Annotated in this window: 24 protein-coding genes; 20 read left to right on the top strand and 4 right to left on the bottom strand. The window is 64.5% G+C overall.

Annotation, left to right across the window (positions count from 1 at the left end; genetic code table 11):
• Positions 1-16 precede the first annotated feature (16 nt).
• A complete protein-coding gene (locus tag G6N67_RS10555) occupies positions 17-1,108 on the top strand; it encodes an isocitrate/isopropylmalate dehydrogenase family protein (RefSeq protein ID WP_036432332.1) in 1,092 nt (363 codons plus the stop codon).
• A 121-nt stretch (positions 1,109-1,229) separates the two neighbouring features.
• Entirely contained in the window at positions 1,230-2,144 is a 915-nt protein-coding gene (locus tag G6N67_RS10550; RefSeq protein ID WP_051578672.1) for a DMT family transporter, read from the top strand.
• Here G6N67_RS10550 and G6N67_RS10545 read toward each other — a convergent pair.
• Complete coding sequence (locus tag G6N67_RS10545; RefSeq protein WP_036432334.1) at positions 2,135-2,920, bottom strand: DeoR/GlpR family DNA-binding transcription regulator; 786 nt, start codon at positions 2,918-2,920, stop codon at positions 2,135-2,137. The genes G6N67_RS10550 and G6N67_RS10545 overlap by 10 nt on opposite strands.
• Before the next feature lie 122 nt (positions 2,921-3,042).
• Between G6N67_RS10545 and G6N67_RS10540 the strand changes: the two genes are divergently transcribed.
• From G6N67_RS10540 to G6N67_RS10485, 12 genes are all read left to right on the top strand, one after another.
• Positions 3,043-3,921 (top strand): class II fructose-bisphosphate aldolase, encoded by an 879-nt coding sequence (locus tag G6N67_RS10540; protein WP_036432336.1) that lies wholly within the window; start codon positions 3,043-3,045, stop codon positions 3,919-3,921.
• The gene (locus G6N67_RS10535) at positions 3,918-5,282 is read left to right on the top strand and encodes a D-tagatose-bisphosphate aldolase, class II, non-catalytic subunit (RefSeq protein ID WP_081812513.1); all 1,365 of its coding nucleotides are present in this window, start codon (positions 3,918-3,920) and stop codon (positions 5,280-5,282) included. The genes G6N67_RS10540 and G6N67_RS10535 overlap by 4 nt, the downstream gene beginning before the upstream one ends.
• On the top strand, positions 5,275-6,435 hold the full coding sequence (locus tag G6N67_RS10530) for an SIS domain-containing protein (RefSeq protein ID WP_036432338.1): 1,161 nt from the start codon (positions 5,275-5,277) through the stop codon (positions 6,433-6,435). The genes G6N67_RS10535 and G6N67_RS10530 overlap by 8 nt, the downstream gene beginning before the upstream one ends.
• Positions 6,436-6,440: 5 nt before the next feature.
• Positions 6,441-7,403, top strand: a complete 963-nt coding sequence (locus G6N67_RS10525; protein WP_036435427.1) for an N-acetylglucosamine kinase — start codon at positions 6,441-6,443, stop codon at positions 7,401-7,403.
• A 5-nt stretch (positions 7,404-7,408) separates the two neighbouring features.
• Positions 7,409-8,350 carry a DMT family transporter gene (locus tag G6N67_RS10520; RefSeq protein WP_036435429.1) on the top strand — a complete coding sequence of 314 codons (942 nt, stop codon included), beginning with the start codon at positions 7,409-7,411 and terminating at the stop codon, positions 8,348-8,350.
• Entirely contained in the window at positions 8,347-9,657 is a 1,311-nt protein-coding gene (melA, locus tag G6N67_RS10515) for an alpha-galactosidase (RefSeq protein ID WP_036432340.1), read from the top strand. Before G6N67_RS10520 ends, melA begins: the two co-directional genes overlap by 4 nt.
• 46 nt (positions 9,658-9,703) lie before the next feature.
• Positions 9,704-10,981, top strand: a complete 1,278-nt coding sequence (locus G6N67_RS10510) for an ABC transporter substrate-binding protein (protein ID WP_036435430.1) — start codon at positions 9,704-9,706, stop codon at positions 10,979-10,981.
• Between the two features lie 20 nt (positions 10,982-11,001).
• On the top strand, positions 11,002-11,922 hold the full coding sequence (locus tag G6N67_RS10505) for a carbohydrate ABC transporter permease (protein ID WP_036432342.1): 921 nt from the start codon (positions 11,002-11,004) through the stop codon (positions 11,920-11,922).
• Positions 11,919-12,821, top strand: a complete 903-nt coding sequence (locus G6N67_RS10500) for a carbohydrate ABC transporter permease (protein WP_036432344.1) — start codon at positions 11,919-11,921, stop codon at positions 12,819-12,821. The genes G6N67_RS10505 and G6N67_RS10500 overlap by 4 nt, the downstream gene beginning before the upstream one ends.
• A gap of 34 nt (positions 12,822-12,855) precedes the next feature.
• Positions 12,856-13,932 (top strand): ABC transporter ATP-binding protein, encoded by a 1,077-nt coding sequence (locus G6N67_RS10495; protein WP_036432346.1) that lies wholly within the window; start codon positions 12,856-12,858, stop codon positions 13,930-13,932.
• A 70-nt stretch (positions 13,933-14,002) separates the two neighbouring features.
• Positions 14,003-15,322, top strand: a complete 1,320-nt coding sequence (locus tag G6N67_RS10490) for a hypothetical protein (protein WP_036432348.1) — start codon at positions 14,003-14,005, stop codon at positions 15,320-15,322.
• Between the two features lie 395 nt (positions 15,323-15,717).
• Positions 15,718-16,059 carry a hypothetical protein gene (locus tag G6N67_RS10485; RefSeq protein WP_036432350.1) on the top strand — a complete coding sequence of 114 codons (342 nt, stop codon included), beginning with the start codon at positions 15,718-15,720 and terminating at the stop codon, positions 16,057-16,059.
• A gap of 278 nt (positions 16,060-16,337) precedes the next feature.
• On the opposite strand, the gene G6N67_RS10480 is transcribed toward G6N67_RS10485, so the two are convergent.
• The gene (locus G6N67_RS10480; RefSeq protein ID WP_036435432.1) at positions 16,338-17,108 is read right to left on the bottom strand and encodes a hypothetical protein; all 771 of its coding nucleotides are present in this window, start codon (positions 17,106-17,108) and stop codon (positions 16,338-16,340) included.
• 204 nt (positions 17,109-17,312) lie between these two features.
• On the opposite strand from G6N67_RS10480, the gene G6N67_RS10475 reads away from it, so the two are divergent.
• Both G6N67_RS10475 and G6N67_RS10470 read left to right on the top strand, forming a co-directional pair.
• On the top strand, positions 17,313-18,485 hold the full coding sequence (locus G6N67_RS10475; protein ID WP_036432351.1) for an FAD-binding domain: 1,173 nt from the start codon (positions 17,313-17,315) through the stop codon (positions 18,483-18,485).
• Positions 18,486-18,497: 12 nt separating this feature from the next.
• A complete protein-coding gene (locus G6N67_RS10470) occupies positions 18,498-18,983 on the top strand; it encodes a nitroreductase family deazaflavin-dependent oxidoreductase (protein ID WP_036435434.1) in 486 nt (161 codons plus the stop codon).
• Between the two features lie 623 nt (positions 18,984-19,606).
• Here G6N67_RS10470 and G6N67_RS10465 read toward each other — a convergent pair.
• Entirely contained in the window at positions 19,607-20,626 is a 1,020-nt protein-coding gene (locus G6N67_RS10465) for a hypothetical protein (protein WP_131524666.1), read from the bottom strand.
• A 94-nt stretch (positions 20,627-20,720) separates the two neighbouring features.
• Here G6N67_RS10465 and G6N67_RS10460 point away from each other — a divergent pair, with 94 nt between their 5' ends.
• The 3 genes from G6N67_RS10460 to G6N67_RS10450 all read left to right on the top strand — a co-directional run bounded on the left by G6N67_RS10460 (position 20,721) and on the right by G6N67_RS10450 (position 23,544).
• Positions 20,721-22,451, top strand: a complete 1,731-nt coding sequence (locus tag G6N67_RS10460) for a chloride channel protein (protein ID WP_036435436.1) — start codon at positions 20,721-20,723, stop codon at positions 22,449-22,451.
• A 251-nt stretch (positions 22,452-22,702) separates the two neighbouring features.
• Positions 22,703-23,098, top strand: coding sequence for a hypothetical protein (locus G6N67_RS10455; RefSeq protein WP_131524667.1), 396 nt, complete (start codon positions 22,703-22,705; stop codon positions 23,096-23,098).
• A gap of 122 nt (positions 23,099-23,220) precedes the next feature.
• Entirely contained in the window at positions 23,221-23,544 is a 324-nt protein-coding gene (locus G6N67_RS10450; protein WP_131524669.1) for a hypothetical protein, read from the top strand.
• A 7-nt stretch (positions 23,545-23,551) separates the two neighbouring features.
• Here the strand turns inward: G6N67_RS10450 and G6N67_RS10445 are convergent, their stop codons facing one another.
• On the bottom strand, positions 23,552-24,022 hold the full coding sequence (locus G6N67_RS10445; RefSeq protein WP_036435438.1) for a MarR family winged helix-turn-helix transcriptional regulator: 471 nt from the start codon (positions 24,020-24,022) through the stop codon (positions 23,552-23,554).
• A 147-nt stretch (positions 24,023-24,169) separates the two neighbouring features.
• On the opposite strand from G6N67_RS10445, the gene G6N67_RS10440 reads away from it, so the two are divergent.
• Positions 24,170-24,583 carry a hypothetical protein gene (locus G6N67_RS10440; RefSeq protein ID WP_131524671.1) on the top strand — a complete coding sequence of 138 codons (414 nt, stop codon included), beginning with the start codon at positions 24,170-24,172 and terminating at the stop codon, positions 24,581-24,583.
• The last annotated feature ends 89 nt before the right edge of the window (positions 24,584-24,672 follow it).

Here is a 24,672-nt window from a genome sequence, read left to right as displayed (position 1 = left end):
GATGATTGGAGAAAAGATGAAGATCGCCATGCTGCCAGGAGACGACATCGGGCCTGAAATCAGTGCCGCGACGCGTCATATCCTCGACATCGCCGACAATAGGTTCGGCCTGGGCCTGCAATTCGAAACTCACGAAGTCGGGATGGCCTGCTACGACCGCACCGGCACGACTCTGCCGCCGGCGGTCGTCGAAGCCTGTGTTGCCGCCGACGGCGTGATCCTCGGGCCCGGGGGTATGACGTTGTACCCGCCGGTCAGCGACGGCGGCGTCAACATTCCAGGTACCATCCGTAAACGCCTCGATCTATATGCAAACCTGCGGCCATCGCGTGCCAGGGCTGGTATTCCGCTGAGCCGCAACGGTCTTGACGTGTTGGTTGTGCGTGAGAACACCGAGGGGTTCTATGCCGACCGCAGCCTGTTCGAAGGATACGGCGAGTTCCGGCCCACACCGGACACCGCACTTTCGCTGCGATTGATCACAGAGAAAGCCTCCCGTCGCATCGCCAAGGTCGCCTTCGAGCACGCACGTGCGCGACGTGGACACGTCACTGTCATCGGCAAGCGTCACGTCATGCAGGTGACCGACGGACTGTTTGTGGCGACCGTGGAAGAGGTCGCCGCCGACTATCCGGATGTCGAGTTGCGGGAGATGGATATCGATGCGATGGCGGCCGATCTCTATCTTCGGCCGGAGCGGTTCGATGTTCTGCTCACCACCAACATGTTCGGTGACATTCTGTCGAACGAAGCGTCGGCGTTGGCGGGCGGCCTGGGGCTGGCCGGAGCGCTAAATGTCGGTGATCACCATGCCGCCGCAAACGCCGGTCACGGCTCGGCCCCTGATATCGCCGGACAGGGAATCGCAAACCCGACGGGCTTGATTGTGTCCGCCGCGCTGTTGCTGGACTGGTGGGGCACTCGCATGAACCAACCCGCCTATCTGAACGCGTCCAAGGCGATCGAATCGGCGGTCGACCACACGCTGACCGTGTCGGGGGTTCGTACCCGGGATCTAGGCGGGTCGGCCTCCACGATGGGCTTCGCGACGACGGTCGGTGAGGCGCTGGCAGCAGCGACCGCGCCGCTTGAAGGTATCCGCTGCTGAGAACGAGAAGGTTCGATCCAGGCTCACCTGGCCGTCTTGGTTAGGTGCCGCTGAGCTGCAGATTCGTGATCATACGCATCCGCCACGTGGAGATGTCACCTCGCCAGGGTATGCGCTGTGCATGAACGCACGATTGGCTGCGCTGAGGACGCCCGAGCTGGCGATGTCGGCCGGTGCCCTGTCGGTGTCCGCATCGGCCATCTTCATCGACCTGTCCCGGGTGTCGCCGGGAACTGCCTCGTTCTACCGCTGTGCGCTCGCGTTACCCGCGTTGGCGGGGCTCGCAGTGCGCGAGCGCCGACGGGAAACTCGCCGACCGTCGCGGTGGCTTCTGCCGGCCGCGGCTGCCGGGGTCTTCTTCGCCGGGGACATGTTGCTGTGGACGCAGGCGATCGCGGAAGTGGGTGCGGGCCTGTCGACCGTTCTGGTCAACGCCCAGGTGGTGATCGTGCCGCTGCTGGCACTGATCATCGACCGCGAGCCCGTGCACCGCCGTTACCTGTTCTGTCTTCCCTGGTTGATCGTGGGAGTGGTCCTGACCGGCGGAGTACTCGAACACGGCGTGTCAGGTTCGGACCCGGTGTGGGGCACCGTGCACGCGATCGGCGCCGCGGTGTGCTACTCGGGATTCCTTTACCTGCTGCGGCGCTCCGGGCGTCACGGTCATGTCGTGCAGTCCTACAGCCTCGTGGTCGCCACAGCGGCGGTGGCATCGTTGATCGCCGGAACCGCTTGGCACGGTGTCGATCTCACTCCGAGCATGGCCGCACTGGGCTGGCTCGCGCTGACGGCGTTGTTCGGCCAGGTGCTCGGGTGGCTCCTCGTGGCCCGTGCGACGCCGCGCCTGTCCAGTGACGTCGGAGCCGCGTTGCTCATGCTCACCCCGGTCGGGGCGCTCGTGCTCGGGGCCGTCGTGCTGGGCGAGCGGCCGACAGTTCTGCAGTTGACGGGAGCGGTCGTGATGCTGGTCAGCGCGTACGCCGCCACCAACGACCAGAAGTGGCTGCGCCGGATGATGCGACGTGATCAGTCGTAGCTCACCTCGACGACGTGGACGCGCACACCCGCCGCGGTGATGCGCTCGAGTTGCTCGGCATCGGCCGTGGAGTCCGTCACCAGGTGGTCGATCTCGTTGAGCGGCGCCATCTTTGCCAGCGTGACCTTGCCGATCTTCGAGCCGTCGACTGCGACTATGACGCATTGCGCGTTGGTGGCCATCGCGATCGCGGTGCGGGCCTCGGCTTCGTCGAAGGTGGTCGCCCCGACCTCGGCCGACATGCCGTCGGCACCGAGGATCGCGGTGCCGACCGTGATCACCTGAAACGCATGTTCGGACATCGGGCCAACGGCTTCAAGGGAATTCGACCGAACCAGGCCGCCGGTCATGATCACCTTCATGTGAGCGTCGATCGCGCAGTCGGCCGCGATGGTCAGCGAGTTGGTGACGATGGTCATCTGGGGCCGGCCCTTCAAGGCGCGCGCCACCTCGCCGGTGGTGACACCGCCGGTGAGGGCCACCGCCTGCGGGCCCGCCGGCACGAGTGCCGCGGCGTGCTGAGCGATCCGCCGCTTTGCGGCGACGGTCCGGTGGTCACGCAGCCGGACCGGGATCTCGCTGTCGCTCGGATCGAGTGCGCGGGCTCCACCGTGCGTGCGCACCAGGAGGCCCTGGTCTTCGAGTTCGCTGAGGTCGCGGCGCAGCGTGGCGGCCGACACGGACAACTCGGCGCACAGCACCTGAGACTCCACTTCGCCCCGGTCACGCAACAGGGAGAGCACTTCCCGCATCCGGTCCGTGCGCTTGGTCGACATTGCTTGAATCCTCCAATATGAGCGAAACGATCATTTTTCCTGATCGCTTCACCGTCAACTATTGCACGCTTTGAGCGATCTTCCCATTATCGACGAATGCCCGATACGACCACGGTCACACCGTGACCCTCTCAGCCACAGCCGATCTCGTGGCTGCCGCGACGGCGGACGGCACCGCTGTGCTCGCGTTCAACGTCGTAACTCTCGAGCATGCCGAGGGCATCGCCGAGGGGGTCGAACGCGCAGGGGCCGCCGCGCTCATGCAGGTGAGCGAGAACACCGTCCGGTTCCACGGCGGCCACCTCGCGCCGCTGGTCTCGGCCTGCGCACGCATTGCCGAGCGGTGCGCGGCACCGCTGGCAATCCACCTCGACCACTTCCAAGACGTCGCCTTGCTCACCGAGGTGATCGACACCGCGGCCGATCTCGATGTCACCTCGATCATGGTCGACGCCGCCCACCTGCCATTCCAGGACAACATCGACCGGACGCGGGCATACGTGCAACGCGCGCATCGCGTCGGCCTGTGGGTCGAAGCCGAATTGGGCGAGATCGGAGGCAAACTCACCGCGCACGCGCAGGGAGCCCGCACCGACCCGGACGAGGCCGCGGCGTTCGCGGAGACGACAGGTGTCGACGGGCTGGCCGTGGCCGTAGGGAGCACCCACGCGATGACGACACGCGATGCCCGCCTCGACCTCGACCTGATCGGTGACATCGCATCACGCGTCGCGATACCCCTTGTCCTGCACGGCTCGTCGGGCGTTTCCGACCCTCAGCTCCGCTCCGCGGTGCGCGCGGGCATCCGCAAGGTCAACGTCGGCACCGCACTCAACCTGGCTTACACGGAGGCTGTCCGCGATTCGCTCAGTGCTAATCCGTCGGTCTCCGATCCCCGGCCGTTCCTGGCCACCGCGCGCCAAGCGATCAGCGACACCGTCGTCGCCCTGTGTCGCGCGCTCACGCCGACCGCAACCATAGGAGAACATCCAGAGCGATGACCAAGACGCGTTCGAACATATTGCTGGACAGCGAATCCCGTTCGGATTCAGCACACTGGATCGCCGAGACCATCGCCAGGCACAAGGCCGGTGCGGCGGTGGGCACCTATTCGGTGTGCTCGGCACACCCGACCGTGGTCGCGGCCGCGATCGAGCAGGCCGCCGCCGACGGCAGTTATGTGCTCATCGAGGCCACGTCCAACCAGGTCGACCAGTTCGGTGGATACACGGGCCTGCGCCCGGCAGATTTCCGTGACCTCGTGTTCGGCGTCGCCGACGAGTACGGGTTCCCGCGGGACCGGGTCGTGCTCGGTGGCGACCACCTCGGGCCCAACCGATGGCAGCGTGAATCCGCCGATGCCGCAATGCGTAACGCCGAGGTGCTCGTGTCGGCGTACGTAGAAGCCGGATACACCAAGATCCATCTCGACTGCAGCATGTCGTGTGGCGACGACCCCGCCGTGCTGTCCGACGACGTGGTGGCGAGCCGTACCGCGCGGTTGTTGCAGGTCGCCGAAGACGCTGCCCATCGCGCTGGTGTGGCCGGTCCCGTGTACGTCATCGGCACCGAAGTCCCGGTTCCCGGCGGTGCGCACGAAACGTTGGGCGAGCTCACGCCGACGCCTGCCGACCGGGCCCGGCGCACCATCTCCGCGCACCGCGCCGCGTTCTCCGCGGTCGGTCTTGAGCACGTCTGGCCGCGGATCATCGCGCTGGTGGTACAGCCCGGCGTCGAGTTCGATCACGTCAACGTCATCGAGTACCGCCACGACGCCACCGCGGAACTGCGCCATGTCCTCGACACCGAGGATCACCTGGTGTTCGAGGCGCACTCCACGGACTACCAGCGGCCCGAACATCTCCGCGCTCTCGTGCAAGACCATTGGGCCATCCTCAAAGTCGGTCCCGCCCTGACCTTTGCGATGCGAGAGGCGCTGTTCGGATTGGCGCACATCGAGAACGAGATCGTCGCGTCGCCATCGCGGTCCAATCTCATCGAGGTGGTCGAGCGCAGGATGCTGGCCGAACCCGGATACTGGCAGAACTACTACGAAGGCGATCCGATCACCCAGCGCACGGCCCGCCGGTACAGCTACAGCGATCGACTGCGTTACTACTGGGCGGACGAGGAGGTTGAGACGGCTCGCCGGACCCTGCTGACCAACCTTGACCGCGCGACGGTGCCGTTGCCGTTGATCAGCCAGTTCCTACCCGCACAGTACGAGCGGGTGCGAGCGGGTGTCTTGGCGCCCGACCCGCAGTCCCTGATGCTCGACCGCATTCGCGACGCATTGCGCCCCTATGCCCGCGCTTGCCAGACCACAGACCGTGTGCTCACGACCGGAGGGGCCGATGACTAGCTCTCAGATCAACCGCGACATCCCCGCCCAAGTGGAGGGTGGGGCAACCATTCTCGAGATCGGTCAGCAACCGGACGCCTGGCGCGAGGTCGCGAGCCGTCCCGACGACGGCATCGCCGAATTCCTCCGTGGCGTCACCGACCGTGAAGGCCTGCGGGTCATCCTCACCGGCGCGGGCAGTTCGGCGTTCCTGGGCGACATCGCGGCCCCCGCACTCCGCCGTCACCTCAACCGGCGCGTCGAGGCGATCCCGACGACGAGCATCGTCGCCAACCCGTTCGATCACCTGGAACGTGAGACGCCCACGCTGGTCGTCTCGTTCGGACGCTCGGGCAACAGCCCCGAAAGCCTCGCCACCACGACCCTGGCCGACCAACTCGTCGACGACGTCTGGCACCTCGTGTACACCTGTGACAGCGGCGGTGAGCTGGCTCGCGCCCACAGCAGCCGGTCGAATTCAAAGGTCGTGTTGATGCCCGAGCGCACCAACGACACCGGGTTCGCGATGACGTCGAGCTTGACGTCGATGTTGTTGGCGTGCCTGACCATGCTGGGCGCGAGCCGGCCGGCCGATGCCGAGTCCCTGGCGTCCGCGGCCGAACATGTGATCGGCCTGCAGCCCGACGTCCGGGCCCTGGCGCGGACCGGCAAGCAACGGTTCGTCTATCTGGGGAGTGGTCCACTCGAGGGGCTGGCGCGGGAATCAGCGCTCAAACTCCTGGAACTCACGGCAGGCGAGGTCGTCACCTACTTCGATTCGCCGCTGGGGTTCCGGCACGGCCCGAAATCCGTGCTCGACGGTGACACCATGGTCGTGGTGTACGTGTCGACGGACCCCTACACCCGCCGGTACGACCTCGACATCATCGCCGAGATCCGTGCGCAACTCGGACCGGATGCCGTGACCGTGATCAGCACCGAACCGATCCCGGACGAGCTGGGGCCCGCCATTGTGCTGCCAGGCCTGGGGAGCCTCGACGATGCCCAGATCGCGTTGCCGTACCTGGTGTTCGCCCAGTATCTGGCGCTGTTCACATCGCTGGAGCACGCCAAGACCCCGGACAATCCGTTCCCGTCCGGTGAAGTCAGCCGCGTGGTCAAAGGCGTGACCATCTATCCGCTGGGCACCGCCGACCGGTCGTTGGTGCGGTGAACGCGATGGCTCGTTATCTGGGTGTCGACGGCGGCGGCTCGAAAACCGCGTTCGCTCTGATCGACGCGGCGGGCCGGCTGCTGGCACGGTCGGCCGCCCCGACCTCGTACTACTTCAGCGACGGCTTCGACGTGGTCGAACGCGTGCTGGCTCAAGGTGTTACCGACATCTGCGCGCAGGCCGGCATCACACCCGCCGACATCGACTCGGCGTTCTTCGGATTGCCCGGCTATGGCGAGGCGAGCGAGGATCTCGAACGTCTGGACGCCGTGCCCGGACGCGTACTCGGCCATGACCGCTACCACTGTGGCAACGACATGGTGTGCGGCTGGGCAGGTTCACTGGCTTGCGAGGACGGCATCAACGTCATCAGCGGCACGGGGTCGATGACCTACGGCGAGCGCCAGGGTGTGGGCCAACGGGTCGGCGGATGGGGAGAGCTTTTCGGCGACGAAGGTTCGGCGTACTGGGTGGCGACACAGGGGCTGAACACCTTCAGCAGGATGAGCGACGGCAGGCTGGCACGCGGACCGCTTTTCGCACTCATCAAGGAGCGGCTGCAGCTCACCGCTGATCTCGACGCCGTAAGCCTCGTCATCGACAAGTGGTCGGGCAGCCGCAGTTCCATTGCCGCGCTGGCGACCACGGTGTGTCAAGCGGCGAGCGCCGGCGACAAGGCGGCCCACCGGATCCTGGTTGCCGGTGCCGACGAGCTCGTGGCGCTGGTCGACACCACACGGGTGCGTCTCGGATTCGCCGACGACGAAACCGTGCCGGTCTCCTACTCGGGCGGAATGTTTTCCGACGACGGCTTTCTGGGGTTGTTCGTCGATGCATTACGCGCCACCGACGCCCGGTACGACCTGAGGCGCCCGCTGCTCGATCCGGCGATCGGAGCGGCGCTCTATGCCGCCAAAAACAGCGGACATCCGCTGAACCCCACCTTGCTACTCGATCTGAAGAAGTGACCACCATGACCGGACAACCGTCGCGCAGCTGGATCTTCTACGCCGCGCTTCTCATTCTGTTCTGGGGTGTCTGGGGCGCGCTGTCCGCCCTTCCCGCAACGAAATACGGATATCCCGACGAAATGATCTACAGCATCTGGGCGCTCGCCATGATCATCCCGGCGGCCTTCGCGTTGCGGAGACAGCGTTTCGACCGGCGACCGCGGGCCGCGGTATACGGCCTGCTCATCGGGCTCACCGGCGCAGGCGGCCAATTGCTGTTGTTCCAGGCCCTTACGATGGGGCCGGCATATCTCATCTTTCCGATCGTGTCGATCTCACCGGCTGTCACAGTGCTGATGGCGATTGCGCTGCTGCGCGAGCGCATCAGCCCGCTCGCGGTCGTCGGACTCGTTGCCGCGCTCGCCGCGATCGTGCTGTTCAGCATCACCGGTGGCGACTCTGACGGTTCGTCCGGTCCGTGGCTGCCGCTGGCGGTGCTGATCTGCGTGGCGTGGGGTGTGCAAGCCTACTTCATGCGCAAGACGGCGACCATCGGCGTCAACGAAGTCACCACCTTCGGCTGGATGGCGATCAGCGCGGTCATCCTGATCCCGGTCGCAGTGCTCTCGATGGGCGGCATACCGACCGGATTTCCTTGGCAAGCACCAGTTCTCACCGCGGCGACGCAGTTGCTCAACGCCGTCGGCGCGCTCTTCCTGGTGATGGCACTCAGCCGCGGCAAGGCCACGATCGTGGCGCCGACCACCAACGCGCTTGCGCCGGCGCTCACGATCGTGGTGTCGCTCGCCGCTTATCACACCCTGCCCACGCCCTATGGTGCGGTCGGAATCCTGCTGGCCCTGGTGGGATCCACGTTGATGGTCTACAGCGACGAAAAACGTGGTGCCGCACCGACTCCAACCGCAGCGGCCTTCGAAAGCACCCAGTTGAGGAGCCATACGTGAAACCCACAATTGTCATCATCGGTGCGGGCAGTGTCGAGTTCACCCGCGAACTGCTCGGCGACATCCTGTCCTTCGACGAGCTGGCATCGGTCCGAATCGTCCTGCACGACATCGATGCCGAGCGGCTCGAAACCGCCGAGGCCATTGCCAGGGCCACCGCCCGTGCCGCGGGTGCCGATCCGGAGGTCATCGCCAGCACCGACCGCCGGCGCGCCCTCGACGGCGCCGACTACGTCATCAACGTCATCCAGGTCGGCATGCACGAGGCGACGCTGCGCGACTTCGAGATACCGGCCAGGTACGGGCTGAACCAGACCATCGGTGACACCATCGGAATCGGCGGGATCTTCCGTGGGCTCAGGACATTTCCCGTCCTCGCCGGCATCGCCCGGGACATGGCGGAGGTATGCCCCGACGCGTGGCTGCTCAACTACACCAACCCGATGGCCATGAACGTCACTTTGTTGCACCGCGTCGCTCCCAAGCTGAAGGTGCTCGGTCTGTGCCATTCGGTGTACTGGACGATGGTGGGCCTGTGCGAACTCGTCGACGTGCCGTATGACGAGGTGTCGTACTGGTCGGCGGGGGTCAACCACCAGGCGTGGGTTTTGCGGTGGGAACGCAACGGTCAGAGTCTCTATCCGACGTTGGACGAGCGCATCGCGGCAGATCCCGAACTGCGCAGGCGCGTGCGGGTCGACATGTACCGCCGGTTGGGCTACTACCCCACGGAGACCAGCGAGCATTCCAGCGAATACGTGCCCTGGTACGTCCGGCATCCGGCCGAGGTCGAGCGCCTGCGGATCAACATCGGTGAGTATGTCTCCATCAGCGAGGCGAACCTCGCCGAGTACCGCCGGGTCCGCACGGAGCTGGCCGGGACCGAAGAACTCCCGATCGATACGAGCTCGACGGAGTACGCACCCCAGGTGATCCACTCTCTGGAGACGGGGACCACGAGGGTGATCTCGGCGAACGTCGCGAACGAAGACCTGATCACGAACCTGCCGAACGGGGTCGCGGTCGAAGTTCCGACCACGCTCGACGCATTGGGGGCGCACCCCATGCGAGTTGGCGAACTGCCCCCGCAGTGCGCCGCGCTCAACCGCAGTTTCCTCGGGCCGGTGGACCTCGCGGTCCGGGCATACACCGACGGCGATCCGCGCCTGGTCCGAGCGGCGGCCATGGTCGATCCCAACACCGCCGCGACGCTCACGGTGGACCAGATCTGGGAACTGTGCGACGAATTGACCACCGCGCACGGGAACCTGCTACCCGAGTCGCTGCGCCAGACTCTCAGACCGTGAAAGTCGTATCCCCCGTTCAGAAGTCGCCAACCAAGGAGTGTCCACCGTGATCCGACGCCGGCTCTGCATCGCACTGGTTACCGCGCTCGTCTGTCTGCTCACCGCCTGCGGGGGCGCAGACTCGTCGTCCGGCCCGACCGAGATCGCCGTCTGGCACGGCTATCAGGACACCGAAGGCAAAGTCTTCAAGAACCTCATCGACCAGTACAACAAGGAGCACCCCGACGTCAAAGTCACCGAGCTCTACTCCAGCAACGACCTTGTGCTGCAGAAGGTTCTGACGGCCGTGCGGGGCGGGAGCGCCCCCGACGTCGCGTACATGTTCGGATCGTGGTCTCCGAACATCGCCAAGATCCGTCAGGTCGTCGACATGTCCGACGTGGTGAACCAGGGCGACTGGAGCTGGGATGACTTCTATCCCGCCGAACGCCAGGCCGCGACCGTCGGCGAGAAGATCATCGGCGTCCCGGCCCTGGTCGACAACCTGGCCATCGTCTACAACAAGAAATTGTTCGCCGACGCCGGCGTTGCGGCGCCGACTGCGAGCTGGACGTGGGACGACTTCCGCGCCGCGGCCGCCAAGCTCACCGACCCGTCGAAGGGCCAGTACGGCTGGCTGATTCCCGCCGACGGCAGCGAGGACACGGTGTGGCACTACATCCCGATGCTGTGGGAAGCCGGTGGTGACGTGCTGACTCCCGACAACACGCACGCCGCGTTCAACTCAGAGGCCGGGGTCAGGGCGTTGACGGCGCTGCGCGACATGGCGGTCACCGACAAGTCGCTCTACCTCGACACCACCAACGAGAACGGCCCCAAGCTGATGAACAGCGGCAAGGTGGCGATGCTGGTCACCGGACCATGGGATCTGAGCCAGCTTTCCGACATCGACTACGGCGTGCAGGTGATGCCGACCTTCTCCGGCACCGACGGTGCCCACCAGACCATCTCGGGCCCCGATAACTGGGTGGTGTTCGACAACGGCGACAAGAAGAAGCAGGCCGCGATCGATTTCGTCAAGTGGCTGACCGCACCCGATCAGGTCAGGACATTCTCCCTTGGCACCGGTGACCTGCCGACGCGGTTGTCGGTCGGGCAGGATCCGGCCTTCCGCGACCAACTCAACGAAAAACTGCCCGGCAGTGCGACATTCGTCGAGAACCTGACCAACGTCAAGAAGGTGCGGCCGGCGGTCGAGCAGTATCCCGCGATCTCCGAGGCGCTCGGGCAGGCCGTCGTCGCCGTGATGCTGGGCAAAGACGAGCCCGCGACCGCGCTGAAGAATGCGGCCGACGCCACCGACGCCACCCTGGCCGGGAAATAGGCGACCCGGGGTTCACGGACATGCTTGAGGAAGTCCCCAAGAAGCGGAACCGGTTCCGGCTCAGCCGTGTCGGTCAATCCGAAACCGCGGCAGGATGGGCCTTGGTGAGCCCGGCAGCAGCACTGATCGGTGTGTTCGGTCTGCTGCCGGTGCTCATGTCGCTCATGCTGTCCTTTCAGCAGTCGGATCTGCTCACGCCCGAAACCCCGTGGGTGGGGCTGGACAATTACCGCAAGCTGGCCGACGATCCGGTGTTCGTCGAGGCGATCAAGCACACCATCATCTACACGGCATTGTTCGTGCCCGGCACGATGGTGGTCGGTCTGGTGGTCGCCACGGCGCTGAACCGCTCTGTTCGGTTCATCTCGCTGTATCGGACGGCCGCCTACATCACGATGGCCGTGTCGACCATCTCGCAGGGCATCATCTTCCTGTGGTTGACCGACCGCGACTACGGGTTGGTCAACGCGGCCCTCAACGCCGTCGGGGCACCGTCGCAGCCGTTCCTGGCCTCGCCGTCACAAGCGCTGTATGTGATTGTGGCGATGACGATCTGGGGCTGGACCGGTTTCTCGGTCATCGTGTATCTCGCGGCACTGCAAGGTGTTCCCGCCGAACTGCACGAGGCCGCCGCGATCGACGGCGCCAGCCCGTTCACGCGGTTCCGCACCATCACGGTCCCGCTGCTCGGCCCCGCGAACCTGTTTCTGGTGGTCTGGCTGACCATCAACGCGTTGCAGCTGTTCGACGAGGTCTACGCGACCACGCGGGGCGGGCCGCTGCGGGCCACCACGGTCATCGTGTACTACCTGTGGGACCGTGCGTTCGTGCAGTTCGACGCCGGGTACGCCGCGGCGATGGCCTACGCCCTGTTCGTGGTCATCCTGCTGATCACCGCCGTGCAGTTCCGTCTCGCCCGAAAGCATGTGCACACCCCATGACGAAACTTCTCCCCGCACCTGCGCCGTCGGTGATCGAACCCGACACCGGCACCCGGCGCCATTGGCGCCTGCCGTTCAGCCCTTGGCATCTGGTCCTCATTCCGATGACCTTCATCCTGATCGTTCCGCTGCTGTGGATGCTGATCACCTCGCTGGAGACCGAAGGCGAGGCCAACCGGTTCCCGCCGGTGCTGATACCCGAGCATCCCCGGTTCGAGAACTACTCCGAGGCCTGGGCCACCGCACCGTTCGGCCACTTCTTCCTCAACAGCGCCCTGGTGACGTTGGTGGTGCTGGCCAGCAACCTCATCGTGTGCAGCTTGGCCGGCTACGCGTTCGCCCGCATCCGTTTCCTCGGGCGCGGAGCGCTTTTCGTGACGCTGATGGCCACGCTCATGGTGCCCTTCCAGGTCACGATGATCCCGGTGTTCCTCATCGTCAAGTGGTTCGGCGACAACGTGTGGGCGGGCCTGGGCATCGATCACATCGGCGCCCTGATGTTGCCCAACCTGGCCACCGCGTTCGGGATCTTCTTCCTGCGTCAGTTCTTTCAGACGGTTCCGGTGGAGCTCGAGGAGGCGGCCAGGGTCGACGGAACGTCGCGGCTGGGTGTGCTGTTCAAGATCGTGCTGCCCCTGTCACTGCCGGCATTGTCGACCCTGGCGGCGTTGACGGTGCTCACGTCCTGGAATGACTTCCTGTGGCCGCTGATCGTCATCACGTCGCAGGATCAGATGACGATCCCCCTGGGGCTCAGCTACTTCCAGGGCGCACACCGGGTCAAGTGGCCGCTGCTCATGGCCGCCAACGTGATGAGCCTGCTGCCGATGCTGTTGGTGTTCATCGGCGCGCAACGGTACTTCGTCCAATCCGTGGCCAGCACCGGCCTGAAGGGATAGCCATGGTGAAGATCTGCGAGACGGGAGTAATGCCTTGGCGGAAGTAGAGTTTCGTGGCGTCACACGCCGATACCCGGGTGGCGTGCTCGCATTGAAGGGCCTCGACCTGACCGTGGCCGATGGCGAGTTCCTCATCCTCGTCGGCCCGTCCGGTTGCGGCAAGAGCACCGCGCTGCGCATGCTGGCCGGTCTCGACAAGCCGACATCCGGCGAGATCAGAATCGGGGGCAAGGTGGTCAACGATCTCGCGCCGGGGCAGCGGGACATCGCTATGGTGTTCCAGAACTACGCGCTCTATCCGCACATGTCGGTGCATCGCAATCTGGCCTACGGGCTGCGGCAGCGGCGCACGCCCAAAGCGGAGATCGAGCGGCGCGTGCGTGAGACGGCCGAATTGCTGCAGATCACCGAGCTTTTGGACCGCAAGCCGGGACAGTTGTCGGGTGGCCAGCGGCAGCGGGTGGCCATGGGCCGGGCGCTCGTGCGTGATCCGCGGGCGTTCCTGCTCGACGAGCCGCTGTCCAACCTCGACGCCAAACTGCGCAACCAAGTACGTGGTGACCTCAAGCGTCTGCATCGCGAAGTGCCCGTCACGTCCATCTATGTCACGCACGACCAGGTCGAGGCCATGACGCTGGGAGATCGGCTGTGTGTGATGTCGGCCGGTGAGGTCCAACAGATCGGCACCACCGATGACATTTACAACCGGCCCGCGAACACGTTCGTCGCGGCGTTCATGGGAAGCCCGCCGATGAACCTGATCCCGGCCGAGATCCGCCATGGCGCTCTGCACGTCGGTGCCGCAGAGGTCAGGCCGATGTCTTCTCCCGATCGCCCCGTGACCGTCGGCGTGCGTCCCGAGCATTTGCGGGTGCACAACTCGTGTGTGGACGGCATGGTGCCCGCCCGCGTCGACTTCGTCGAGCCGCTCGGCAGCCACGTTCTGATCACCGCCGTGGTGGACAGCGGAGCCGGTAGGCAGACCCGTGTCATCGCGCAAGCCCCCGCCGATACCGAATTCGCGTCCGGTGCGAAGATCGGCCTCGCGATGCCGCCCGAGCGGACGTACTTCTTCGACGCCGAGACTGGAGAAGCTCAGCGTATTTCGTGACGATCGGGCGCCGCGGCATTGGAGGTTTTCCCCCGCGACGGGGCGGTTGCCGTTGGATTAGCGTTTTGGTGTGACGACCACCGCTGATCTGTCCGACGATCCGGTTGCCGAGCCGGATAAGCCTGCCGCGGTCTGGAGCCCGGCGCAGAAGCTCGCATTCCGATTGTTGTTCACGATCGGTGGAGGCATCATCGTGCTCTCGGTCTACGGCAATCTCGGCTTGGCGGTGGTGATGTGGCCGCTGCTGCAGGCGCTTGCTCAGCTGGGCAGCTATGTGGCGCGCGGGGAAGGTGTGCACCTGGCCCTGTCCACATCGGGGGATTCCCTGGCCACGTGGTGCTTTCACCTGGGCTGGCTTCTGGTCGCCGTGGTGATCACCGCTCTCTGGACAGTTCTCGACGGCAGGCGGCCGAACTATCGCGGTCTGGCGGCGTTGCTGCTCGTGGTGGCGCGGCTGGCGCTGGCATTGTCGATGCTGCTGTACGGCCTGGCCAAGCTGATCCCGTCACAGATGGGCTACATGGCGTTGCCGAGCTATCAGATCCAATTGGTCGGCGACGTCAGCCTGATGAACACGCTGTGGGGATTCATGGGCGCATCGGCCCCGTATTCGATCGCTGCCGGGATGGTCGAATTTGTCGCGGGCGCACTGCTTTTGTGGCGGCGCACCTGGTTGCTGGGCGCCTTGATCGCGATCGTCGCCATGGGGCAGGTGTTCCTCCTGAACCTGTGCTATGACGTTCCGGTCAAACAGGTCTCCGGTCAATTGCTGCTCATCGCGGTCGCGATCACCGCACCGTACTGGCGGCCCTTGGCGCGGGTCGTATTGCAGCGTGGGGCAACTGAGCCCGTCACGCTGTGGCCCGTACCCGGTGCGGACACGCGATGGCTGCGGCGCACCGGCTCAGGCGTCAAGTGGAGTCTTGCCGTGGCATGTGTGGTGTTCACGGCCGTGCTGAGTGCCGTGAGCCTTCACTTGATGCACAACCGCTTGTCCACGATCGACGGGGTTTGGCGGGCAACGTCGTTCACCATCGACGGTCGGGAGGCCACCCTGCAGCAGACCGGCCCGGAGCCATGGGTCAACGTCGCGATCACACACCGGCCCAGCGACTACATGAGCGCCGTCACGCAGAACCCGGCGGGCTACATCACGGCGTATGAACTCGACGTCGAAGACGGTCGCCTCGAGCTGAGCCGCCCTGACCGATCGCAGCCCATCGTCCTGTTCTACCGCCAAGACGATCCGGATCGGCTTGTGCTCACGGGTACGGTCGACGGCAAGCAGATCGAAGGGCATTTCGAACGCCGTTTCCTGCAGCGGGCCAACTCGCATTTCCGCCTGGTCCAGCCTGAGACTGAACCCGGACCGGCCGGTCAGTTGCCGTGAGTGCCCCTCGCCCCAAGCCGAGCGCTTCTCCCGTGAACGCGGGATGAACCCGGACATTCCGTCTCGGAGCTAATGACACGGTGATAACGGGTTATCGATGCGTATCGAGGTTCGACACGATAGGGTTCGACCACGGTGTGCCGGGAAGTCTGGTCGGCAGCATGAGGTGGCGACCTGCCGCTTGTGCTTGGTGTGGTCTCGACCAGGTGAGGTGGTTCGTTGCCAGGCAGCCCCTTCTGTTCACCATTGATGGTGCAAGCGCTCCGAATTAGCGAACGAGGCAGTAATTCGTCAAGGCGCGTTCGCTCGCCACGGGCCGATCGCATATTTCGTCGGCCCCGGCGAGAGTTCGACATTGCTGCCGACATCGTTGGCGATGGTCAAGGACTGAGGCGATGATGGCGGCAGACGGTGGGGACGTGAAGAGCCCGTACCGGCTGTCGGCGGTCGAATGGCTGCTGCGGGTGACAGGCGCTGACGGCTTCACGGCGGGCATCCGGGACTTTGCGCTTGCACTGGACAAACACTCCGCGTTCAGCGGGCTCGGCCAGTCCGACGCTGCCTTGGTCGCCACCGCGATCGCGGTCGACCTGATCCATCACGAGGATCCAGCCGATTCGCTTCGGCAACGGATGCGGGCGTTACTGTCCGGTGAGGACGGGGTGGCGTGGGATGATGCGCACGCGGTGTATCAGGCGTTGGCGATCGCGGCTCAGGTTCCGCGAGTTCTCCGATGAAGCGCAAATTTCGAGGAGGAGAGTCTTCTTTGGTTCGAGGCTGACTCGCAGAGTTTCGCGCGTGCGTATCGGCATTGCCGGCGCCGAAGCTGCGCTGGCAGTCTCCGGTTGCGGGTCGTGAAATGGAAGTCCAACACGCCCAAGACGAGCAGTGACCTGAACGCGACGACGCTGACGACCTTCGCACGGATCTGGGTTCGGGTCACGGGCCGCCCTGCATGTGTCGCCTGAGTCCATCGTGAAACCGGTTAGCCGAACGGTTCAGAGATTGCGCCGGGTCATGATGCCAGTGAGGTGCTCTCCCGCGCCGCCGAGCTCGCCCCGCTCCGGATCTTCGGCCGTAGGCCGTAGTCCTCCGGGCGAAGCGAGATGTCGCCATAGCTAGCGAGGTCTTGTTCGGTGCCGAGTGTGAGTTCGGCAGCGGTCTTCGCTTGGAAGAGCGCTATGACCGCTTGATGGTGATGTTCGGTCCCCAGGGAGGTGATCGCCAACGTGAGTTTTCGGTCCACGTACTGGACCGACCGCTGTAGTTCTGAGTCGGTGCGCTCAGCCTGGTGAGCATAGGTACGTGGGGCCGTCTCCACGCTGAGCCTGCCGTACCAGCGGCATCCCAACGCACCGAGAACGCCGGCGCTCGCCGGTACCACGACGACCGTGCACAGCAAGCCCAAAACGCTGTCGAGCGCGACGGCGCCGAAGATTCCGAGGAGGAACGCGAGGATCGCCGAGGAGAAGAGCTTGCCCGCGGTAGGCACCGTTTCGAGTCCACGCCATGCCTTCGTGGCAGCGACCGCGCCATACCGAGCGGCGCTCGCCATGAAACGGGCGATGCCAGATATGGCCTTGAACGAAGCCCGGCCGATGTCGTCGGCCTTCCTGCGACCGAGCGAAGGCTTCGGCATGGACAACGCGTCCTGCTGATCCGGCTGAGCGGACTCCGGAGGCTGTTCGACCGGTGGCTCGGGTTGGGCTGCCGTACGTGCAGCTGGTTGCTCGGGCAACGCGTCATCGGGCGGTTGCACGTTCGCCACATCTGCCTCATAAGACACATACGCATCATCACCCATCTGATCCAGATGGCGGGGTCAACGCGCCGAAAAGCTGACCGCCCATGGGTGAAACTCCTTGCTTCGAAGTTCTGGCGAGCAACCCTCTGGGGAACGCTCTCGGGGACACTCACCCTGGGCGCGGCTACTATTGCTTAGTGCAACTATTGCTCACTACACTGGTGGCTGCGCGAAGGGATGTGCGATATGAAGGTCGCGATCAGCGGAGCCGGCGTGGCCGGGCCGGCACTGGCGTATTGGCTGCACCGAACCGGGCACGAGCCGACGTTGATCGAGCGGGCGCCGCAGTTTCGCACCGGCGGCTACGTGATCGACTTCTGGGGTGTCGGCTACCGGGTCGCGCAGCGCATGGGCTTGGAAGCCGCGATCCGCAGCGCGGGTTACCAGGTGCAGACGCTGCGCTCGGTCGGTCCCGACGGTCGGGCCCGGTCCAGCCTGAGTGTCGACGGCTTCCGCCACGCCACCGACGGCAAGCTCACCAGCCTGGCTCGCGGTGATCTCGCCGCCATCATCTACTCCACCATCGCGGACGATGTGGAGACGATTTTCGACGACAGCATCACGGCGATCGACGAACACACCGACGGTGCGCGGGTGAGCTTCGAGCGGATGCAGGATCGTGATTTCGACCTCGTCATCGGCGCCGACGGGCTGCACTCCACGGTTCGCCGGCTGGCCTTCGGGCCGGGCGCCGAACACTATTTGGGCTGTTGGGTCGCGGCCTGTGTGGTCGAGGGCTATCGACCGCGCGATGAACTGGTGTATGTCACCTACAGCCGGCCTGGGCGATCCGCCGCGCGGTTCGCCTTGCGCGACGACCGCACCCTGTTCCTGTTCGTGTTCCGCTCAGGGCGCGACCGCCATCCAGGGGGTCTCGACGCGCATAAGGCACTGCTGTGGCGCGAGTTCGCCGATGAAGGCTGGGAATGCAAACCCATGCTGGCCGCGGTCGATGACGCCGATGACCTTTACTTCGACGTCGTCAGCCAGGTTCGCTTGGACCGTTGGAGCCAGGGGCGTGTCGCGTTGATCGGCGATGCCGCCGGATGCGTATCGTTACTTGCCGGGGAAGGCACCGGTCTGGCTATCACCGCAGCGTATGTATTGGCTGGTGAATTGCTCTGTGCCCGTGGCGATTACCGCCGAGCGTTCGGAGCCTATGAGAAGCTCATGCGCCCACTGGTCGAAGCCAAACAGCGCAGCGCGGAGAAGCTCATCCCCGTGTTCGCGCCGAAGACAGAGCTCGGTATCCGACTGGGTCAATTGGTCATGCGTGCTCTGAATGTCGTTCCGTTGGGGGATCGTCTGGTGGCTCGTACCCTGCGCGATGACATCGCGCTGCCCGAGTATCCGATGTGAAGGGATGTGATGGTGGAGATCATCAAGAATGTGAAGCCGCCCACGGGGTTGGGTCGGCTGCTGTTTCGCCTACCGATCTACGGCTATCGGTTCGGCGTCGGCTGGTTGTTCGGCGGGCGAGTGCTGCTGCTCAACCATCGTGGACGCATCACCGGCAAGCCGCGTCAGACGGTGTTGGAAGTGGTCGAGCATGATCCCGCGGACGACAGTTTTGTCGTTGCCTCCGGCTGGGGATCCACTGCCGCGTGGTATCAGAACGTCATCCACACCCCGGATGTCAGTATCCAGGTCGGTCGCAGGGCGATCCCGGTGACAGCGGTACCGTTACCAGAAGAACGGGGTGCCGACATCTTCGCAAGGTACGCGGCGAAACACCGGATTGCCGCCAAGTACCTATTGCCTCGGCTGATGGGATTCGCCGTCGACGGGTCCGAGTCTGACTTCCGGGCGGTCGGCCGACACATGCCTTTCATCAAATTCGTTCCCCGAGCGGCATAGGGGGTCGCGGCCGGGCTTGCATCCCGTACCGCGGTACGGGTCTATCGTCGACGTATGGCCGCTACAACATAGCTTCCAGGCGTGAGATCTCGCCGCTCGGGAGGCGAACTGCTGCGCGTTTTCCGCCTTTAGCTTCCGGTGCGAACGTCGAGACCCTTCGCTGTTTACGAGCGTTGCGGTCTGCTGCCAGAACGACCGCGCGCGTTGGGCGGGCATCAGCTGTGTCCGTCCGAGGCAGTGACCTTGATGCGGGCCGTAAGAGCTGTGCGACGAGTACGATTCATCCTCGCTGAAGCCGCGGTCTTGCTGCCCGCGATGCAGCTGAGTGGTTCACGCGACGACGGGATGCGCCAACCGGTATGGACCAAGCTCGTCGAAGCCGACCAGAATCTCGGGGAAATCACCGCAGTGCGCGGCACTTTGCGCGCTGACCTTGACGCCGGCCGCAACGACCTCATTGCTTGTATCGAAAGTTCCAGGTGCCCATTGCCGTTCGCTAACGCCGACGCAATTCACAAACCATTATCGATGGCTGTTGCTCGGTGAACTCCGCACGTATCCGCGAGACCACCTCAGCGACGCATGGGCGTGGCCGCGAGCTTGAACCGCGGCAAGCGCACCGGTCAGGGATGACCGCAGGTTTCGTAGATGTTCATCAGATCTCGTTCGACAGGTGATAGCTGGTACTCCTGGCGGTCGGTGCAGCCGCCCACAGTGATAGCGATGGGACCGGCCGCTCGGCCGTCGTTGGCGATATTCCCTTGGATTTGATCGCTACTGGTGTAAAGCACTGGGGCGGGTATCCGACGCATTAAGGGTAGGTGCCGTTGTGCGAGTGCGGCTGCGGCATCGGGGTGGTGAGAGCGCGTCGCTTCGGCTATCCAAACTGGTGCGCCGACTCGGCCGCCAACCGTCATCTTGTCGATATGCGTGATGCTCTGGTCGGCATTGACCAGGCGCCACACGTCAAGTTCCTGTGGGCTGGGGTACCGGCCCGATGTCTTGATCTCGGCGGGATGTGGGGTTCCTGCGTTCACAGTCCAAGTGAGGCTAGCCAATTCGGCGAACCGGTCGGCCAGCACCGTGATAACGGCGGCGACGTCAGTGAAGTTCGACCCGTCACCGAGGTGGATCGTACCGATGTTCGAATGACCCCGGTCCCGGGCTTGCGACTGACCTTCTGGGTGGACGATCGTAGCGCGCAGGTTGATTGTTGAGCTGGGAAACTGGTGGCGCAGCGCAACCCAGCCGCGTGCCTGACTGATGATTTGCTGGTCGTTCACGATCGGCAATGCACCGCCGTCGATCGCGAAGTGATTCGAGCCGTAGTGCGCTTCGAGCTCGGTCTGGTAGCCCGTGTAGTCCACCATGCTCAGTGCCTGCAAGTAGCGAGCGGTGACTGCACCCAATTGACCGGCGCTGATGTCCTCCGCAGTCTCGACGTGGATGGTGAAGGACATCAATCCTCGTGCGGGGTTGTTGACGACGTCGCTCGTCACCGTCAGGACACCCGGTATTTCCCGGATCAGTTGTGCCAGTCGGGCGACGTCGGATCTGCGGTCCGGTGGCGTGGTTTGGCACGCTGTCAGCAAGATCGCGAATATCGCGACAACCGGACCCAGGCGCTGGGCCTTCGCGCTCACCACAGACTCCTTCCCGAGTTTGAGCTGTCGGTTGGATTCACTGCCAATGCAATGATTGCATAGTGCTATGGTTGGAAGGGCTTCGCTCGGTTCGGTGAGCGCTTGGGCATGGCCGGGCAGTTGGTCGATCGGGAACTGGCTCCGCGCAGGTTCGTCGGCACTTGTTCCGCTCGCGGTGACAGTCGGGGCGGTCACCGGGTTCGGTGCGGTCGGATTTCGCTGGTTGATCACCACGTTCACGCGGATGTTCACCGGCTATGACGATTATTCTGGCGTCGGTCGCGTTGCGAGCACTCACTGGCCGTGGCTGGGATTCTGGTTCCTCCTGCTGGCGCCGGCGATTGCAGGTGCGATCTATGGGCCGATCGTGTACCGGTTCGCGCCGGAAGCGCGAGGCCACGGTGTCCCTGAGGTCATGTACGCCGTGAGTCACCGCGGCGGGCGTATCGCGCCGCGCGTGACCTTGGTCAAGGCGCTGGCGTCGGCACTGTGTATCGGAGGTGGCGGATCCGTCGGCCGCGAAGGTCCAATCGTGCAGATAGGTGCAGCGGCTGGGTCCACGATTGCCCAGGTGCTGCGCCTCGATATCTCGCGAATCAGATTGTTGGTCGCATGCGGTGCCGCAGGCGGGATTTCGGCTACCTTCAATACACCGTTGGCGGGACCGTTCTTTGCGATGGAGCTGATCCTGCGCGACTTCGCCGCTGAATCTTTCGGTGCTGTCGTGCTGTCGAGTGTCACTGCCGCCGTGGTGGGTCGAACGTTGCTCGGTGATGAACCCTTCCTCGCCCTGCCGACGTTCGGTGTGCGTAGTCCGGCGGAGTACTCGTTGTATCTCGCACTCGGGGTCGCGGTCGGCATCATCGGCGTCGCCTTCTCCAAACTGCTCTACCTTGTTGAAGACGCCTGCGACTGGGTGTGGCGGGGCCCGGAGTGGGCGCGGCCCGCCGCGGGCGGTCTGCTGCTCGGCGGACTGCTCATCGCCCTGCCGCAGATGTACGGCGTCGGATATCCCGTGCTACAGAACGCTGTACACGGTCAGTATCTGATCGGGATGCTGGTCATCCTGATGGTCGGCAAGATGGTGGCCACCAGTGTGACCATCGGAATCGGCGGCTCCGGCGGAGTGTTCGCGCCCACCTTGTTCATTGGCGCCATGGCCGGCACCGCCTTCGGCACGATCGTGCACGACATGTTTCCCGGCATCACGGAAAACCCGGGTGCATATGGGTTGATCGGCATGGGCGCCGCCCTCGGCGGCGCGACGCGGGCCCCGATCACGGCGGTCATCATCCTGTTCGAACTGACTGGTCAGTACTCGATCATTCTCCCGCTCATGGCGTCGGTGGCCATCGCCGCCGGCACCGGGCGCCTGCTCTCTCGCGACACTATCTACACCGCCAAGTTGTGGCGCCGCGGCATCGATCTGGATGCGCCGAGTCGGTTACCGTTGACCGCCGAGCACATCGCACAGCCCCCGCCACAACCGCTGCCCGCCAAGGCTTCTGTCAGCTACGCGGCCGTCGCCATGGCCAACTCGTCGCACGAACTGCATCCCGTGGTCGGTAACGACGGCAGCTACCGAGGCTGTGTCACGGCCCGCGACGTCAATAAGGCTCTGACTGCACGGTACCCACCGGCGACCGTCGCCGACCTGCTGCACCACGTGCCCACCGTCAGCGCGGGGGTGAAACTCAGCGAAATCCTGGCGATGCTGTCCGGATACGGGAGCACCGGACTACCGGTCACCTCATCTGACGGATCGACGCTGATCGGTTGGGTCACTTATGAAACGGTGGTCACCAGGATGGAGCCTGGACCGTGACACCGCGTCGATTTCGTGTCGAGATGGCAAACGTGAAATGGCTCCATGTTCAGCGCAGGGCGCTGCGGCGGACAAATGCTCGCAGCTACTATTGCATGGTGCTACGATCGGCCACTGTGGTCAGCGCCGCTTACCCGTCAGGCTGCCGCGGGCGGCCGCACCCCTCGCATCGCCCAACGGTCGCCCGCGGCTCCCGGGAGCGAGCGCATCCATTACTACGATCCGGGCGACCCGGAACCGGGAGGGACGCGATGTCCACCCAAATCCTCAAAGCGGCGGTCGAAACACGCAGGGCAGGTGCAGCCACAGTGGTCGATCGTTACCGCGATTCAGGACATCGGTATCGACTGTCGGCGGTCGAGTGGATACTTCGAGTAGCAGGCCCTGGCAGGCTGACCCAATCGCTACGTGAGTTCGCGATCGCCATGGACAAGCACTCGGCGTTCGCGACGTTGCACCATACCGACGCTCACTACCTTGCTGCCGCGATCGCTGTGGACGTGCTCAATCACGATGAACCGGCCGAACCACTGCAACGGCGTTTGTCCGCACTCGTGAATGAGGAGGACGGCGTCAGCTGGAAAGACCCGCGTACCGTCTACCATGCCCTGGCGATGGCGGTGCAGATTGCGTCGATCAATCGATGACCATCAGAGGGCGCTCGCCAGGCTCGACAGGGGCAGTTCGGATCGGCTCCGTGCTCGCCGTGGCAGCTACATTGGCTGTGACTGGATGTACCTCAGGAACGCCCGCAGAGCCTTCGACGGACGTGGCTTCGCCACCGAATCCGGTCTTCGTGATGAATCGCTATAGCGCAGGCGATCTCGCAGCCATGATCACCGAGTCGGGCTTGCCGCTACCGCACGCACACGATGTGAGTCGACGAGACTGTCCAGTCATTCGATGTACCGACAAGATCGAGTCCGACACGGTGTCGGTCATGACGTTCCGCAGCAGCGGTGTGGCGGAACTCCACGCGGGCTTGACAGACCACAGCTTTCAGCTCTTCAACGTCGTGATGGTGTTCAATCCTACGGTCAATGCTGACCAGAAACGTGCCTACGAGGACGTCGTAACCCATGCCATTCAGTAACCCACGGTCAAATCACGCTGTGGGCGGGCGGCTCACCCCCGGCAGCGGTGAACGCGGTCAACGCAGTGACCAGACCGCGACGTTCACGCTCCGGCATCGCCTTCACCACGCGGGCGATCTCACGCCGGCGGCGAGCCGTGACCGTATCTACGACGTCTCGTCCACGCGCACTCAACTCGACCATGAGCTCGCGGCGTGAATTCGGGTGCGGTCGCCGGTCGATCAAACCGGCAGAGACCAACCGCTCGGCCATCCGGCCGATCGTCGATGGCTGGACATCGAGTAATCCCGCCAACGTCGCCAGGTTGGACGGACCGCGGGAGGACAGGATCACCAGGGCGCGGAACTGCGGAATGGTGATCGACTCGTCAACCTCGGCAATCGAACGAGCAGAAATCGCCACCAACAACCGCGACGCGGTCACCAACGCATCCGTGATCACATCTGCCGACTCATCGACCGACACCTTGCCCCGCACCGCCACCACTACACCCTCTCGACCGCACCTGCACCCGGTATACCAGCACTATGGCCAGCCGGGCGAGAACCACCTGCAACACGCGGGCAGGTCGGTCACCGGGAGATGCTGCGATAGCTCGGTCGCTCTTTCCGTTCGGTGGCGATGATGATCGAGTTGACATTCGTGCTTCTCCCAGAGTCGAACCTTTCGCTCGAGCAGCTGTCGAGGATCGCTCTTCCAGGGGTCGTCGGTGAGCTGGTCGCATGCGGGTACGCAGTCGCCGGCACGAGTGCGGCAGGCTCGGGTCGTCAGCAGGAGATTGCCGGCACCTACCAGGTACATCCGGGGCCCGCATCGATGACGGTGACCACCGACGCCGGCGCTGGACGACTCCCATTTGCGCTCAACGGTGCGCAATTTGGGAAACGGGTCGCCGGCCACGACAGCGACGGGGTGTTGTGGATGCGTTTGATCGTCCTCGGAATGAGGCTGAGCCAGGCTCACTCCATCGTGGCCCGCACAATGGATCCCGAGCAGACTGGAATAATCGCTGATGAAACCGGTTGCAAATCAATCTGAACAACATATAGACATGTGGCTTGTGGTCGCGCAGGGCATGTTTCAGCATCCTAAGCACGCGTTCTAGGCGCTGGTCATCAGAAATCTGT

This window comes from Mycolicibacterium mageritense (assembly GCF_010727475.1).
Classification (GTDB): domain Bacteria; phylum Actinomycetota; class Actinomycetes; order Mycobacteriales; family Mycobacteriaceae; genus Mycobacterium; species Mycobacterium mageritense.
This window is presented reverse-complemented; position numbering and strand designations above follow the sequence as displayed.

Excerpts from the sequence above, each read along its gene's own strand:
- G6N67_RS10555 (WP_036432332.1), top strand. The coding sequence starts at position 17 with ATGAAGATCGCCATGCTGCCAGGAGACGACATCGGGCCTGAAATCAGT.
- G6N67_RS10550 (WP_051578672.1), top strand. The coding sequence starts at position 1,230 with ATGAACGCACGATTGGCTGCGCTGAGGACGCCCGAGCTGGCGATGTCG.
- G6N67_RS10545 (WP_036432334.1), bottom strand. The coding sequence starts at position 2,920 with ATGTCGACCAAGCGCACGGACCGGATGCGGGAAGTGCTCTCCCTGTTG.
- G6N67_RS10535 (WP_081812513.1), top strand. The coding sequence starts at position 3,918 with ATGACCAAGACGCGTTCGAACATATTGCTGGACAGCGAATCCCGTTCG.
- G6N67_RS10530 (WP_036432338.1), top strand. The coding sequence starts at position 5,275 with ATGACTAGCTCTCAGATCAACCGCGACATCCCCGCCCAAGTGGAGGGT.
- G6N67_RS10525 (WP_036435427.1), top strand. The coding sequence starts at position 6,441 with ATGGCTCGTTATCTGGGTGTCGACGGCGGCGGCTCGAAAACCGCGTTC.
- G6N67_RS10520 (WP_036435429.1), top strand. The coding sequence starts at position 7,409 with ATGACCGGACAACCGTCGCGCAGCTGGATCTTCTACGCCGCGCTTCTC.
- G6N67_RS10505 (WP_036432342.1), top strand. The coding sequence starts at position 11,002 with ATGCTTGAGGAAGTCCCCAAGAAGCGGAACCGGTTCCGGCTCAGCCGT.
- G6N67_RS10500 (WP_036432344.1), top strand. The coding sequence starts at position 11,919 with ATGACGAAACTTCTCCCCGCACCTGCGCCGTCGGTGATCGAACCCGAC.
- G6N67_RS10485 (WP_036432350.1), top strand. The coding sequence starts at position 15,718 with ATGATGGCGGCAGACGGTGGGGACGTGAAGAGCCCGTACCGGCTGTCG.
- G6N67_RS10475 (WP_036432351.1), top strand. The coding sequence starts at position 17,313 with ATGAAGGTCGCGATCAGCGGAGCCGGCGTGGCCGGGCCGGCACTGGCG.
- G6N67_RS10455 (WP_131524667.1), top strand. The coding sequence starts at position 22,703 with ATGTCCACCCAAATCCTCAAAGCGGCGGTCGAAACACGCAGGGCAGGT.
- G6N67_RS10440 (WP_131524671.1), top strand. The coding sequence starts at position 24,170 with ATGATCGAGTTGACATTCGTGCTTCTCCCAGAGTCGAACCTTTCGCTC.